12 protein-coding genes are annotated in these 13863 nt (G+C 41.7%); 5 read left to right on the top strand and 7 right to left on the bottom strand.

Annotation, left to right across the window (positions count from 1 at the left end; translation table 11 throughout):
• Nucleotides 1-81: 81 nt before the first annotated feature.
• Nucleotides 82-339, bottom strand: coding sequence for a YheV family putative metal-binding protein (locus tag ACTQ9S_RS09130; protein ID WP_440454756.1), 258 nt, complete (start codon nucleotides 337-339; stop codon nucleotides 82-84).
• Nucleotides 339-2543 carry a M3 family metallopeptidase gene (locus tag ACTQ9S_RS09125; protein WP_440454755.1) on the bottom strand — a complete coding sequence of 735 codons (2205 nt, stop codon included), beginning with the start codon at nucleotides 2541-2543 and terminating at the stop codon, nucleotides 339-341. Before ACTQ9S_RS09125 ends, ACTQ9S_RS09130 begins: the two co-directional genes overlap by 1 nt.
• 551 nt (nucleotides 2544-3094) lie before the next feature.
• Here ACTQ9S_RS09125 and ACTQ9S_RS09120 point away from each other — a divergent pair.
• The 3 genes from ACTQ9S_RS09120 to ACTQ9S_RS09110 all read left to right on the top strand — a co-directional run bounded on the left by ACTQ9S_RS09120 (nucleotide 3095) and on the right by ACTQ9S_RS09110 (nucleotide 6299).
• Nucleotides 3095-4207 (top strand): AOC03_06830 family ribosome hibernation factor, encoded by a 1113-nt coding sequence (locus ACTQ9S_RS09120; RefSeq protein ID WP_440454754.1) that lies wholly within the window; start codon nucleotides 3095-3097, stop codon nucleotides 4205-4207.
• Nucleotides 4208-4412: 205 nt separating this feature from the next.
• The gene (locus tag ACTQ9S_RS09115; protein ID WP_068038832.1) at nucleotides 4413-5171 is read left to right on the top strand and encodes an endonuclease/exonuclease/phosphatase family protein; all 759 of its coding nucleotides are present in this window, start codon (nucleotides 4413-4415) and stop codon (nucleotides 5169-5171) included.
• A gap of 123 nt (nucleotides 5172-5294) precedes the next feature.
• Complete coding sequence (locus tag ACTQ9S_RS09110) at nucleotides 5295-6299, top strand: NADP-dependent oxidoreductase (protein WP_440454753.1); 1005 nt, start codon at nucleotides 5295-5297, stop codon at nucleotides 6297-6299.
• Here ACTQ9S_RS09110 and ACTQ9S_RS09105 read toward each other — a convergent pair.
• Genes ACTQ9S_RS09105 through ACTQ9S_RS09095 form a run of 3 tightly spaced genes read right to left on the bottom strand, consistent with a single transcriptional unit; the run spans nucleotide 6296 to nucleotide 9764 of the window.
• Nucleotides 6296-6913, bottom strand: coding sequence for an alpha-ketoglutarate-dependent dioxygenase AlkB family protein (locus ACTQ9S_RS09105; RefSeq protein ID WP_440454752.1), 618 nt, complete (start codon nucleotides 6911-6913; stop codon nucleotides 6296-6298). The two genes, ACTQ9S_RS09110 and ACTQ9S_RS09105, sit on opposite strands and share 4 nt — an antisense overlap.
• 8 nt (nucleotides 6914-6921) lie before the next feature.
• Nucleotides 6922-7812, bottom strand: coding sequence for an alpha/beta fold hydrolase (locus ACTQ9S_RS09100; RefSeq protein ID WP_440454751.1), 891 nt, complete (start codon nucleotides 7810-7812; stop codon nucleotides 6922-6924).
• 41 nt (nucleotides 7813-7853) lie between these two features.
• Nucleotides 7854-9764 (bottom strand): ABC transporter ATP-binding protein, encoded by a 1911-nt coding sequence (locus tag ACTQ9S_RS09095; protein WP_440454857.1) that lies wholly within the window; start codon nucleotides 9762-9764, stop codon nucleotides 7854-7856.
• Nucleotides 9765-10123: 359 nt separating this feature from the next.
• Here ACTQ9S_RS09095 and ACTQ9S_RS09090 point away from each other — a divergent pair, with 359 nt between their 5' ends.
• Both ACTQ9S_RS09090 and ACTQ9S_RS09085 read left to right on the top strand, forming a co-directional pair.
• The gene (locus ACTQ9S_RS09090) at nucleotides 10124-11050 is read left to right on the top strand and encodes an EamA/RhaT family transporter (protein ID WP_440454750.1); all 927 of its coding nucleotides are present in this window, start codon (nucleotides 10124-10126) and stop codon (nucleotides 11048-11050) included.
• A gap of 285 nt (nucleotides 11051-11335) precedes the next feature.
• Complete coding sequence (locus ACTQ9S_RS09085; RefSeq protein WP_440454749.1) at nucleotides 11336-12226, top strand: fructose bisphosphate aldolase; 891 nt, start codon at nucleotides 11336-11338, stop codon at nucleotides 12224-12226.
• A gap of 110 nt (nucleotides 12227-12336) precedes the next feature.
• Here ACTQ9S_RS09085 and ACTQ9S_RS09080 read toward each other — a convergent pair whose 3' ends face one another.
• Nucleotides 12337-13080, bottom strand: coding sequence for an MBL fold metallo-hydrolase (locus ACTQ9S_RS09080; protein ID WP_440454748.1), 744 nt, complete (start codon nucleotides 13078-13080; stop codon nucleotides 12337-12339).
• Nucleotides 13077-13859 carry a carbon-nitrogen hydrolase family protein gene (locus ACTQ9S_RS09075; protein WP_350657188.1) on the bottom strand — a complete coding sequence of 261 codons (783 nt, stop codon included), beginning with the start codon at nucleotides 13857-13859 and terminating at the stop codon, nucleotides 13077-13079. Before ACTQ9S_RS09075 ends, ACTQ9S_RS09080 begins: the two co-directional genes overlap by 4 nt.
• Nucleotides 13860-13863: the final 4 nt, after the last annotated feature.

Below are 13863 nucleotides of genomic sequence, written 5' to 3'. Positions count from 1 at the left end.
GGCTAGTAGTGAGTGCATTATTGACGACTTAGTTCAAAGCTTTTATCATTTTATAAGTATATTTACTATAAAAATTTGAAGTTAAGGTTTGAATTTTACTGTGCCACTAGTGCCGGTTGCCATTGCATCGCGATTAATCTGATCCTCAAGATGATTCTTGGCGCTAATCTCATCAGGGTCGGGACGGTGTTCACTATGGCCACACAGGGTACATTCAATATATTCATCAGGTGCTGGCGTCACGACATTTATTTGCACTACTGCATCTAACACCTGACACTTAGGGCAGCGTACTCCCGCTAAGAATTGCCTTTTTGGACGACTAGATTGATAACGCATTAGCTGACCTCACGCTTAGTTTGAGCATTTGCCGCAGTATTGATATCCGTATTATTAAAGCCACTATGACGTAACAACGCGTCAATACTGGCACTACGCCCACGGAAATTCTCGAAGTTGGTTTTTGCCGGCAAGCTACCGCCCACAGATAAGATAGTCTCGCGGAAGGCTTTACCAGTGACTGGGTTAAAGATACCGTCTTCTTCAAACTTACTAAATGCATCCGCAGATAACAATTCAGCCCATTTATAAGAGTAATAACCTGCTGCATAGCCACCCGCAAAGATATGACTAAAACCATTAGCAAAGCGGTTGTAATCGGGCGTTTCCATAATGGCAATATCACTGCGAACGTCATTAAGTGTTGCAAGGATACCGGCATAATCAAGCGCTGGCGTATGCGAGTGAATAAGTAAATCGAACAGTGCAAACTCAATTTGACGCAATGTTTGCATGCCACTTTGGAAGTTCTTGGCAGCTAATAAGGCATCAAGCTTATCTTTTGGTAATGGCTCACCCGTCTCGACATGACTGCTAATAAGCGCAATGCCTTCAGCATCCCACGCCCAGTTTTCCATAAACTGACTGGGTAGCTCGACCGCATCCCACTCAACCCCGTTTACGCCCGCGACATCACCGACCGTTACTTGGGTCAATAGGTGATGTAAACCATGACCAAACTCATGAAATAAAGTTAATACTTCATCATGGGTGAGCAAACTTGGCTTACCGTCTAGCGCTGGGGTAAAGTTGCCGACCATAAAGCAAACTGGTAGCTGCTGATATGCTTGCTCGTCATTGCTGTATCGCGATTGAAAGCCACTCATCCACGCACCGCCACGCTTGCCACTACGCGCAAATAAATCAAAGTAAAAACCACCGAGCAAGGTATCGTTTGCATCAAATAGTTGATAAAAACGCACGTCATCATGCCAGCGCGAAACTGTATGAGTTTCCTCTTTAATTGCTTTATTAGGACTGGTTTGTTCTTGTACTTTAATACCGTATAGACGCTCAACGATAGCAAAGAGACCGTCAATAACTTTCGGTAAGGGGAAGTACGGACGAATCTCCTCTTGCGATAAACTAAATTTATTTTGTTTTACCTTTTCAGCAATATAAGCACTGTCCCATGGTTGTAAGTCAGTGATGTCATAATCACGCGCACATGCTTGCAACTGGGCTAAATCTTGCTCAGCGGTAGGCGTAGCTTTGGTAGCCAAATTGCGTAAAAAGGTTTCAACCTCTGCTACGTTGTCTGCCATTTTGGTCGAGAGGGACACTTCAGCATAATTAGCAAAGCCTAATAGCTGGGCTTTTTGTTCACGTAGTTGTAGGATTTGGCCCATGATATCAGCGTTATTTAGCGACTCGCCTTTAGCATTGGTGTGAGTATCAAATTCAGAAGCACGAGTGACATAGGCGCGGTATAAGATCTCACGCAATTCACGATTGTCCGCATGGGTCATGACCGCAAGATATACGGGAATATTCAAGGTCGCGACATAATAAGGCGTTGGCAGCGTATCAGTCTCAGCTTGTGTCAGCGTACCGCTGGCAAGTTCACGGGCTTTATATTGCTCACCAGCATCGGCCAGTAGCGCTAGGCCACTTTCCGTTAAACCTGCTAATTGCTCTTCTTTTAGTGGCAAGGCAAAGGCTTGGGTGGCATCCAAAATATGATCAGAAAAAGTTGCAGATAAGATAGATAATTTACTCTGAATCTCAGCAAATTCATCTTGCTTATCTTTAGGTAGTGCCACACCTGATAGCTCAAAACTTTGCAATGCAAGCTCAATGGCACGCGCACGGGCAGGCTCAAGCTTAGCAAAGAATTCTTCATCATTAACGATAATTTGATAACGGCTAAATAACGGCTGGTGCTGGCCAACACGAGTACCATACGCGGATAGTTTGGGTAGCAACTCGTGATGTACATGACGAATCTCATCATTACTCATCACACTATTAAGATGCGATAAGACTCCCCAACTCCGATCCAATGCCAAATTAATATGATCAAAAGCAATCACATCAGTCAATGCCTGCTTAGCACTTATATTACTAGTGTTGTCTGTAGATGTTGTTAGCTCGTCTAGAAAGTTATTACCTTGCTCAATCGCATCATTTACCTTTACCTGTAAGTCAGTAGGATTCGTTGCATCAAAGTCAACAAGGTGTAGATTTGGGTCAATTGTAGTCATAGAGGTATCCGATGGTAATAAATGGCTAATTATTATTTAATAGTTTAATTGCTTTTTAGGATATACAAGTTAGCAAATTCAAAGAAAGCTATCTAAATGATGGGTATGCTTTGGTAAGAATGCAAGCCAGCAGCCGTAGACTAAAAGTAAATCGTTTATATTGTTTATAAGATATATTGTTTGTCAGATAAGTATTATGATTATTAGATGTCTCAAAATATGGTTTTCATTAGTGATGCTTACAAAGCGTCATCATTTGCTTGCAAACTAACCCTATAGCTAGCAACATTAACTTGATAGCATCATAGTTGTTCTACATAAAGTTGTCCTACATAACAATCAGAATATACTTGTATATAAGTATAAAAAATAACGGACGTATAGTGTGCATAACAATACATTAAACAAAGCAGTTGAATAGATAAAAGCTGTCCGATGATTAACTATGTCATAGCATTGACATAACTTGGTTAGGATAGTCCTATAGATAAAGCCTGTCTTTATCATTTAGCTACTCAAAACCGACAACAATAACATAAGGAAAAATGTTTATGAAAGCGACCCTCAAGAGTTTACGTGAAACCAAAGCCAATCCAGCAGTGAGTATATTTGTTAAGACCCATCGCGCGCATCCAGCGAATGAACAAGATCCTATCGCTCTAAAAAACCAGTTGAAAGTGATGGAAGATCGTTTAACCAGCGAGTATGATAAGCGTACCGCAATGACTATTCTAGAAAATATTCATGCCAAAACTAATGATTTAAATCATAACTATAATCTTGATACATTAGCGATATTTGCTAGCACTGATGATGTGCAAGTCATCCGTATGCCAATCGATACTACAGAACGGGTCATTATTTCAGATCGATTTGCAACCCGTGACTTAGTTCGCGATATGGCGAGTGCGGTACATTATTATACGGTAGTTCTGACCCGTGATAAGGCGCGACTCATCGAAGCTTCTAACGATCGTGTAGTCATGGAGTTCGACAAGGATGATGATAGTCAAAATCATATGGAAAGCATCCCATTCCCTATTGATAATAATGGACTATATACTACAGGCGATGGTGGCTCTGATCGTTCATCTAACAATGAAAGCAGTTATCTAAAAGAGTTCTTTAACCAAGTTGACAAAAGCGTGCAAGAACTATGGGGTGAGCACAAAATGCCACTCGTCATTGTTGGTGATGCAAAAAATATTGGCTACTACAAAGAAGTTTGTGATCGTCCAGACAATATTATTGCAATGGTCTCAAACGCTACCAATCTAGATGATGGTAGTGCACAGCATATCGTTAACTCAGTACAAGAGGCGGTAGAAGAATATCGTACGTCATTACATACAGCAGCACTGGGTGAGATTGACAAAGCACGCGGGGCTGATATGCTTCGGACTGATTTGCAGGATGTATATCGTGCTGCTTATCAAGGCGCTGGTGAAACCTTATATGTACGTCGCGGTTATATGCAGGCTGCGATGATTGACGAAAAAGCGCAGACATTAACTGCTGCTAATGATGCATCTGAAAAAGGTGTGACTGATGACGCTGTTGGCGAAATCATTGAGCATGTCATTCATAATGGTGGTGAGGCTGTGTTTATGCCACAAGATATTATGAGTGATGATCAGCCAATTGCTTTGGTTACGCGCTACTAATCGTTATCTAGCTAGCCAGTTAGCTTAGCAATAATGATTTAGCATCAATAAAAAAAGCATTGGTTCAATATGAGCCAATGCTTTTTTGCATTTCATATAATTAATATAGTTGCGATAAAGCTAAGACAAAATTATCATTCCTGTTGTTATAGCGCGAATAACGCCTATAATCGCTTATAACACTTATTTTATGAATACTGAATTTATGATTAATAAAAACTCTTTTGTTGTGACCAGCTATAACATCCATAAAGGCATGTCGCCACTTAATCGCCGAGTAAAAATGCAAGGAATTGCTCAAGCCCTTGAAGAAGTAGGCTCTGATGTCTTATGTTTACAAGAGGTGCAAGGTCAGCATTTGAGGCGCAATATGCACTATAACGAATATCCTGATCAATCTCAGCACGAGTGGTTTGGTGAATATCTGCAGCTAGAAAATAGCTATGGTAAAAATTCAGAATATGAAAATGGTCATCATGGTAATGCGGTACTGAGCCGATTTCCACTAGATCCAAAGCATAACGTTAACATTACTGTGAATAAACTTGAGCAACGCGGTGTCTTGCATTGTGAAGTGCAGCCAGCTGGTTGGGATGTGCCAGTGGTGGTGTTGTGCGCTCACTTGAACCTATTTGAGCGTGATCGTATTAAGCAATATCAAGCCATTAGTGATTACATGCGCAACGAGATAGCTCCGAATCAACCTCTGATTTTAGCGGGTGATTTTAACGACTGGAAAAAGCTATCTTGTGACACTTTAGCAAGTGATCTTGGGATGACTGAGGCTTTTAAACAATGTCATGGTAAATTGTTACCGACCTTTCCTGCAAAGCTGCCTGTGCTAAGTTTAGATCGTATCTATGTACGTAATCTTACTGTGAAAAATGCTTGGGTACATACTGGTAAACCTTGGTCAAAATTGTCCGATCACTTGCCTATTAGTGCTGAGTTGGCTTTGTTATAGTATAGGTTCGCTACCTATAAATTGAATAATACCTGTTTCTTTTTTAATAAAATTAAAGCTCAAAAAATTCCAAATTAATAAGATAATTAACTATTAGCACATAAAATATAAGGATATATACCTATGTCTAACCTTTCTAATAAACCATTGCCAACGACTCAATACGCTGTACTTATTCGTAAGTTTGGTGAACCCGAGGTCATGAACTATCAAGACGGTGTCGCTATCCCTGAGTTAAGTGATGACCAAGTGTTAGTGAAAGTCGCGTATGCAGGCATTAATCCCGTTGATTATAAGACTCGCCAAGGTAAGGGCTGGGGTGCCGATAATATCCGTAAAAATAAATTTGACCATGACAAACCTGCTATTTTAGGTTTTGATATGGCTGGTGTTGTGGTCAAAAGTAATAACGATCAGTTTACTGTTGATGAGAAAGTCGCAGCGCTTACTTTTGATGGTGGCTGTTATGCTGAGTATGTGGCAGTCGATGCTACATTGCTGGCTAAAGTACCAGAATCGGTAACGCTAGAGCAGGCAGGTGCACTGCCTTGTATAGGACAAACGGCACTACAATTTGTAGAATTTGCTGATATCAAAACAGGCGAGCATGTCGTAATGAATGCCCCGGCAGGTGGTGTTGGTCATCTACTCATTCAGTTATTAATGGACAAGGTGAATCAGAACGATATCAAAGTCACTGTTATTTGCTCACCAGAAAAGTATGCCAAGCTTGATGACCTTATAGATAAGAGCAAGCTAGCAGGCTGGATTGATTATACTAAAGAGGATGCATTCCCTGATTTGCAAGCGGATGTGCTACTGGACTTGGTCGGTGGTGATGCAGGTGTACGCGCGCTTGATGTGCTCAAGTCTGGTGGACGCGTCAATGTGCTACCAACGATTTGGGTCGATAAGCTCAAAGAGGCTGGCAGCCAAAAAGACCTAAATGTCGCTGGTTATAAAGCTCAACGTAGTGGGCAAGATATGGCAAAAGTATTAGAAAAAGTGGCAACTGGTAAGCTCAAATTACATATTCAGCAGACCTATCCGCTATCTGAGATCGTTGCCGCTCACACTGAGCTACAAAAAGGCGATACCTTTGGAAAAATTGTCTTAAAAGCCAGCTAATCTGAAAGCATGTGCCGAAACGTTAGACTAATTCGTCCATCGGCTACTGTTTTAGTCTTAGTGACGGTGTGCTTCCAGCATGTTTGGGTATCACCATGCATTACGATAAGCTGACCAGACTCAAGATGACGTTCGACTTTATCTTGGGTTTTTTTATGCTTCAAGACAAATTTTCGAGTAGCACCAACGGACAAGGAAGCGATAATTGGCTGATAGCCCAGCTCCTTTTCATCATCCGCATGGTAGCCCATACCGTCAGCTCCTGAAGGGTAATAATTTAGCAAACAAGTATTAAAGTCAGCGGCAATTCCAATATCTGCCAGCAGTCGCTCAACATAATGTTTCACATGAAACACTACATCTGACCATGGAATACTTCTTCGTGCATGACCGGAGTATTGATAACTAGTATCTTCTTCACCCATCCAAACAATCTGACGAGTGGTGACATGAGTTTTACCAAATAAAGTTACAATATCAGAGCACCAAGGAAGCTCAGTTAAAAGTGTATCGTAGAGGTCATTAGGATTATCAATAATAATTCCTAAATCATTGACCTTACCATCGTAGGGTAACAAGTTATCAGTGGGTGCTGGAGCAAAAAGATCAGTCATGGTTTGGTCTATTTACGGCTTTGATAGTGCTCACTTATAATCTGTGCACATAGTTCAGGCGCTTCCATTGGTAACAAGTGACCGTAATCTGTTAATGATATGATGCTTTTGTCAGGTACAAACTTCTGCCATTGCTTGCGAACTTTATGGTTAATAAACAAAGTTGGTTTACCAGTAATAAGCGTATAGGGGCAGCGCAATTTTTTAAGAGATTTATCAATATGTGGCGTGCCAAAGTAATTGGCGAGCTCTTGCTCTGGATCAAATATTAGAGAGTAGCTGCCATCAGTATTTGCAGCAAGGCTTTGTTCAGCGAACACCAACAAGTGCTCATCACTGATACGTCTGTAGGCACGTTGTTCGCGCAGGTGCTCATAGTAATCATTGACACTTGACCATCTGGTTTTTTTGGTCAACGTACTTTTGAAAGGCTCGCGACTGAGCATAAAAGCCCGTGGGAGTAAATTATACAGTGCTGTTTGTTTCTTGGTAAAAGTGACTGGCTCGATAAGGTATAGTTGTGAGAATAGATCGGGACGCTTGGCCGCCGCCATTGCGGTAGCGGTTGCCCCTTGTGAATGTCCAATACCGATAATAGGTGCATCTTGAGTTTTGTCCAAAAACTTAATGAGCATATCGGCATCTTGTTCACGAGTCAGGCGACGAGCTTTGGGCTTGTCGTACCAATAGCCACGCATTGCTAGCGAGGTTATATCAAAATTATCCGCAAGATTATGCATTAGAGGCTGATAGGTACCGACAGTGAAGCTATTACCACCATAAAAATGCGCAGCTGGACGTTTGTGGGTATTTTCTCCTACCGCCGCATTAAGCTGGCTTAGGTCGTAATAGCGGGCTTGTTGTCCACTGATATCAATACTGTTTGTAAATGCTTCCATGAGAATACCACTTCCTTGTGACTCATTATGTTTAACGATAATTAATTGTTTTCACCTAAGAAACCACCACTTTGACGCTGCCATAATCCAGCATAGACACCATTTAATGCTAATAATTCATCATGGCTGCCTTGTTCGATGATCTGACCTTTATCCATGACCACCAGTCTATCAAGCGCTGCAATCGTTGACAGTCGATGGGCAATAGCAATGACGGTCTTGCCAGTCATGATATCATTGAGGCTTTCAGTGATGGCGTATTCAATCTCAGAGTCGAGCGCACTTGTCGCTTCGTCCAATAATAAAATTGGCGCATTTTTTAGCATAACGCGTGAGATGGCAATACGTTGACGCTGACCGCCAGAGAGTTTGACCCCACGTTCTCCAACCTGCGTATCAAGACCAGTATTGCCTTTATCATCATATAAGTCTTTGATAAACTCCCAAGCTTGTGCTTGCTTAGTGGCAAGAATGATTTCTTCATCGCTGGCATCAGGACGTCCATAGGCGATGTTTTCACGTACGGTACGGTGGAGCAGTGAGGTATCCTGCGTTACCATACCGATTTGCTGGCGTAAAGACTCTTGAGTGACTTCATCAATCGCTTGTCCATCGATATAAATTTTACCTTTATCAACATCAAAGAAGCGCAGTAATAAATTCACTAGGGTCGATTTACCAGCACCTGAACGTCCAACCAAACCGATTTTTTCACCGGGTTTGATATCTAAATAAAAGTTATCCAGTAGTTTTACTTGTGAGGGGATAAGCGCTGTTCCAGCAGTATCAACCTCATCAATGCGCTCGCCTTCGATATCATCTTCACCCTCATAACTAAAATCAACACGGTCAAAGACGATATGACCATCGGTAACTTTTAGATTAGAAGCGTTAGGCGCATCAACGATAGTCTGCGGTGCAGATAAGGTACGCATACCGTCTTGGGCGGTACCAATGCTCTCAAACAAGCTTGCTGTTTGCCACATAATCCACTGCGTTAAACCGTTTAATCGTAATGCCATTGCGGTTGCTGCGGCAATAGCCCCAACGCCAATATCGCCTTGTTGCCATAAATAGATACCAATCCCAGCCGTACTACTCACTAAAATAACGCTGATCAGATGGGTTGAGATCTCTAAATAGCTGACCCAGCGCATTTGCGCATGAACCGTTCCTAAAAACTGACCCATAGCGTTCTTAGCATAACCCAGCTCACGACGCGAATGACTGAACAATTTAACGGTCATAATATTGGCGTAAGCGTCAGTGATACGGCCAACCATCAACGCGCGGGCATCAGCCTGTACGATAGCAGTCCGTTTAAGCTTGGGAATAAAGAAACGTAAAGTAAAGCCAACGAGTACAAACCAGATGATAAATGGGATTAATAATAAGCTGTCTAAGTTAAATAAGATGACACCGGTGGTAATAAAATAAACGATCACATACATAAACATATCAGTGACCGTCATCACCGTATCGCGTACGGCCAGTGCGGTTTGCATTACCTTGGCAGAAACTCGACCAGAAAACTCATCTTGATAAAACTGCATCGACTGCCCGAGCATATGCTGATGAAAACGCCAGCGCATTTGCATCGGGAACACGCCCTGAATCGACTGAAAATGAATAAACGATGATAAGGCAATCCAAAACGGACTCAGTAGCATTACCGCTAGCATCAAAAGGAGCATGTCGCCTTTTTCAGTCCATAGCGTTTGCGGCGTATAGATACCTAGCCAGTCAACTATATTACCAATCCATGCAAACAGCATCGCTTCATAAATGCCAATACCCGCGGACAAAATCATAAAAAACAGTAGCCAGCCACGTAAACCTTTGGTACATGCCCACAAAAATTTCAACAGCCCTTGACGAGGTGAGGGCAATGGCATAGGAGTATCAGGAAAGGCGGGTAGACGATTTTCAAAAAAACGAAATAGAGCATTCATAGGCAAAAATGATACGCCAAGATAAACGATATTAAACGTCATCTTGGGCACTTACTTGTGTTATTGGGATTGCGCACTATTTTAGCAAAACTTCAGAGTTACACCTGCATGCTAATTGTAATTTGAACGCTACAGGTCGTATTTGGTATTAACTATTAAAAACCACTATAAATAGATTGCTGTACAAAAAATATTTTGTTACCTTCCCCTATTTCGTTTTATTCAATGGGGTATATTCTCTATTAATAATCATTGGCTTATCTAAAAATCAAACGCTTAAAAATGACTATATCAAGATTCTCAGCACTGGCATACAAACAATAAACCCGCAAAATTTCGATTTAAAAAGGTAGAAGCTAATGATTTATTTAACGATTGCAGTGCTATGTAGTGTCGCTGTTTCCGTTCTGCTCAAAGTATTGCGACAAAAGAACATAGATATTCGCCAGACGATCGTTGCTGGTTATCCAGTCGCCTTTTTACTGACTTTTATCTTATTAAAACCAGATGTGAGTAGTGTTAATACACTTGGCGCTGCATGGGGCATTATTATCGCTCTTGGTGTGCTGTTGCCCGCCGTATTTGTAATGCTTGGACGTGCCATTGAAGCCGTTGGAATGGTGGCAACCGATGCAGCTCAGCGTTTATCATTGATTATTCCTATTGTCGCAGCCTTTTTATTATTTGGTGAAATTCTGACTGGCACGCGCATATTTGGGCTAGCTTTAGGGTTTTTGGCACTAGGAGCCTTGGTTTATCGTCCGCAGCAAGCTGTCATTGCTAATACCAGTGGCAATACTACTACTAGTGGCAATAACACCAATAGTATAAGTATGGCAGCTACTGAGACTGCTAATAAAAATCCTGTACTCAAAACACCCCTATGGTTGTTTGGGGTGTGGGCAGGTTACGGCATCATCGATATTTTGTTCAAACAAGTTGCCAAGCAAGGCACAGCATTTCCCTTAACCTTATTTGTCAGCTTTGGACTGGCAGGGTTGTTGTTGTTTATTTATTTGCTCATCACCCATGTACGCTGGCAAGGCCAAGCTCTGATGGCTGGTTTACTGCTTGGTGCGCTTAATATGGGTAATATTTATGCATATGTGCGTGCACATCAAGTATTGTCTGACTCACCAAGTATCGTATTTACAGGTATGAACGTTGGAGTCATCGCAGTGGCGACTATCATTGGAGTAGGTATCTTTAAAGAATCTCTTAATCGTATCAATATGCTGGGATTGTTGTTAGCAGTAAGCGCTGTAGCAGTACTGTTCTTAGCTTAGACAACGAGACAATGTAAATTTGATGAGAAATTTAACATTTATAATAGGAATAGAAGGTTAAGTTTGTATATGCTGATATCAGTATATATAATAAAGCATAGTGATATCAGATATAAATCCAACAACTGTTCTTAAAAATCACTAATTCTTAACTTATTCAATGTAGGCACATAGTATGTCCTATGGTAAAGTTACTTATAGTTAGATCGTATGCAAGTTGTCATATAGCGCATAAGGTGTCACAGTAAAATTGATACTTATTAATAATTAGAGGATGCACACTTAATGGAATATCAAAAGCAATTACAACGGATAAAAGACGGCTCAGGATTTATCGCGGCACTCGACCAAAGTGGTGGCAGCACGCCTAAGGCACTTGAAAATTATGGCGTGAGTGGAGATGAGTACGATAATGACGAGGCCATGTTTGATCTTGTGCATGAGATGCGTGTACGGATTATGACTTGCGACTGCTTTGACAACGAGCGTGTCCTTGGGGCGATTTTGTTCGAAGATACGATGGATCGTGAGGTCAATGGTAAGCCTACGGCTAACTATCTATGGGAAGATAAAAATATCGTGCCTTTTTTAAAGGTGGATAAAGGCTTAGCAGAACAAATGAGTGGCGTACAAGTGATGCGTCCAATACCTAATTTAGATGCATTATTAGATAAAGCCCAAAATTACCCAGTGTTTGGCACTAAAATGCGTTCAGTGATTTATGAGCCAAGTGTCGATGGTATTGAGCTTGTCGTCCAGCAGCAGTTTGATGTGGCTAAGCAAATTATCTCTAAAGGTTTTATGCCTATCGTTGAGCCAGAAGTAGATATCAATAGTGATAAGAAGCACGAATGCGAGCTACTGCTTAAAACCAATCTATTACATAACCTTGAGCGCTTGGCTGATGATAAGCAAGTGATGCTTAAGCTGACTTTACCTGAAGAATCTGGTTTCTACCAAGAATTGATTGATCATCCAAAAGTATTAAAAGTCGTTGCCTTGTCTGGCGGTTATAGCCGTAGCGATGCTTGCGAAAAGCTTAAGCAAAACCCAGGTATGATTGCCAGTTTCTCACGCGCGTTTACCGAAGGTTTAAGTAAACAGCAAAGCGATAAAGAATTTTCTGATACGATTAACACCTCAATCGATGAGATTTACAAAGCGTCGAAGGTTTAAATTTTCCAGAAGACTGGAACGTACATTAAAAATCCCAATAAGTGTTCTGCTTACTGGGATTTTTTACTTTATATTGCAAAATAATTTCATATTTAAAGTTACATCCGTGACTACAAATCATGTTCTCGTAGCCAGTCATCAATCATGACATTAAGACGTTCACCTGAGAAGCTTGGAAAATGACCACCATGAACGACACGGACGGGCAAAGCATTTAAGCGCCGCATGCTTTTAGCGTAGTCAAAAATATCACTGTGCCAAGTATCTTCAATCAGTGGGCCGTCATAAATGAGATCGCCAGATATTAGAGTTTTAGTAGCGGTCTCCCAAAGGGCAATGCCACCAGGTGAGTGACCTGGAGTGTGAATTACTTCAAACTGCCGGTTGCCTAGATCAATTATGTCACCATCTTCTAGCTGTACAATTTTCGCTGGGACAGGAATTTTATAGCCGCAGTGCGCATAGGGCGCTGGCGGTAAGGCGTCAAACATCTCATCATTGATAAACATATCAGCTAAGGTGCGTGCATTGTCTGGTGCTGCAAGAATATCAGCCTCAGCCGAGTGCACATGACAGCAGCCAAATTCACTTGCTGCGCCAATATGATCGAAATGAGTGTGACTAGCAACGCCGACTACTTCGCGTTCAGTAAGTAAAGCAACATGACGACGTAAGGGCACAGCACCTAAGCCAAAATCTACCAATAAGTCGCGCTCGCTCCCTCTTACATGCCAAAGATTACAGCGAAAAAAAGGCTTAATCCAAGGCTCGTCGATGAGCGTAATGTCATCGCTCATACTTTGAGTTCGATACCATTTCTCCGGTGCAATACGCGGTAGCGTGCTTTCATTCATAAGCCAGCTCCATTTAACTTATCTAAATCTTTTAGATAGTCATGATTAGTACGGCTTTCATTAATTCGGTTCAAATCGATATCTACTATTAATATACCAGAATCATTGCCAAGATTACCCAATACCTCACCATCAGGACCAGCTACGAGACTGTGACCGCAATAATGCAGCTCTCCTTCTATGCCAGAGCGGTTAACACAAGCGACGAAGCATTGATTGTCCATCGCGCGGACACGAATTTGAAGTATCTGGCGTTCCGCATTCGGCATCATATTAGCGGTAGGCGATAGTATAATCTGTGCACCTGCTTGAGCGAGTTTTCTGGCTATTTCTGGAAATTCATTATCATAACAAATCATTAGTCCCAACTTTCCAAACTGAGTATCGACGACGCAATATTTTTCACCAGCAGTGAAATATTCATGTTCACGGTCCCATAGCTGGCGTTTATGATAAGTGGCGAGACGCTTGCCACTGTCGTCGAATAAGACAGCAGAGTTGGTCAACTGACCATTGGACTGATGCTCGGCAAGTCCAAATAATATATGCAAATTATATTTAATCGCGAGCTTGGCGACTTGAGTAGCGATGGGTCCATCTACTGATTCAGCCAAATGATCGAGACGCTCGAAAATATTATAACCAGTCAATGCCAGCTCTGGCATGACGAGCATGTCTACTTTCGCATTTTCTGCTAATTGGCAGAGGCTTTCTAAGGCCTCTAAGTTGGCAGAAGGATCAGCCCATACGGGGTTGGTTTGAGCAAGCATTAGTCTCATGATA

This window comes from Psychrobacter sp. ASPA161_9, assembly GCF_051970275.1.
Lineage (GTDB): Bacteria > Pseudomonadota > Gammaproteobacteria > Pseudomonadales > Moraxellaceae > Psychrobacter.
The sequence above is the reverse complement of the archived record's forward strand: the minus strand, read 5'-3'. Positions and strand labels throughout refer to the sequence as shown.

Excerpts from the sequence above, each read along its gene's own strand:
- ACTQ9S_RS09115 (WP_068038832.1), top strand. The coding sequence starts at position 4,413 with ATGATTAATAAAAACTCTTTTGTTGTGACCAGCTATAACATCCATAAA.
- ACTQ9S_RS09125 (WP_440454755.1), bottom strand. The coding sequence starts at position 2,543 with ATGACTACAATTGACCCAAATCTACACCTTGTTGACTTTGATGCAACG.
- ACTQ9S_RS09080 (WP_440454748.1), bottom strand. The coding sequence starts at position 13,080 with ATGAATGAAAGCACGCTACCGCGTATTGCACCGGAGAAATGGTATCGA.
- ACTQ9S_RS09110 (WP_440454753.1), top strand. The coding sequence starts at position 5,295 with ATGTCTAACCTTTCTAATAAACCATTGCCAACGACTCAATACGCTGTA.
- ACTQ9S_RS09105 (WP_440454752.1), bottom strand. The coding sequence starts at position 6,913 with ATGACTGATCTTTTTGCTCCAGCACCCACTGATAACTTGTTACCCTAC.
- ACTQ9S_RS09130 (WP_440454756.1), bottom strand. The coding sequence starts at position 339 with ATGCGTTATCAATCTAGTCGTCCAAAAAGGCAATTCTTAGCGGGAGTA.
- ACTQ9S_RS09075 (WP_350657188.1), bottom strand. The coding sequence starts at position 13,859 with ATGAGACTAATGCTTGCTCAAACCAACCCCGTATGGGCTGATCCTTCT.
- ACTQ9S_RS09090 (WP_440454750.1), top strand. The coding sequence starts at position 10,124 with ATGATTTATTTAACGATTGCAGTGCTATGTAGTGTCGCTGTTTCCGTT.
- ACTQ9S_RS09095 (WP_440454857.1), bottom strand. The coding sequence starts at position 9,764 with ATGAATGCTCTATTTCGTTTTTTTGAAAATCGTCTACCCGCCTTTCCT.
- ACTQ9S_RS09085 (WP_440454749.1), top strand. The coding sequence starts at position 11,336 with ATGGAATATCAAAAGCAATTACAACGGATAAAAGACGGCTCAGGATTT.
- ACTQ9S_RS09100 (WP_440454751.1), bottom strand. The coding sequence starts at position 7,812 with ATGGAAGCATTTACAAACAGTATTGATATCAGTGGACAACAAGCCCGC.
- ACTQ9S_RS09120 (WP_440454754.1), top strand. The coding sequence starts at position 3,095 with ATGAAAGCGACCCTCAAGAGTTTACGTGAAACCAAAGCCAATCCAGCA.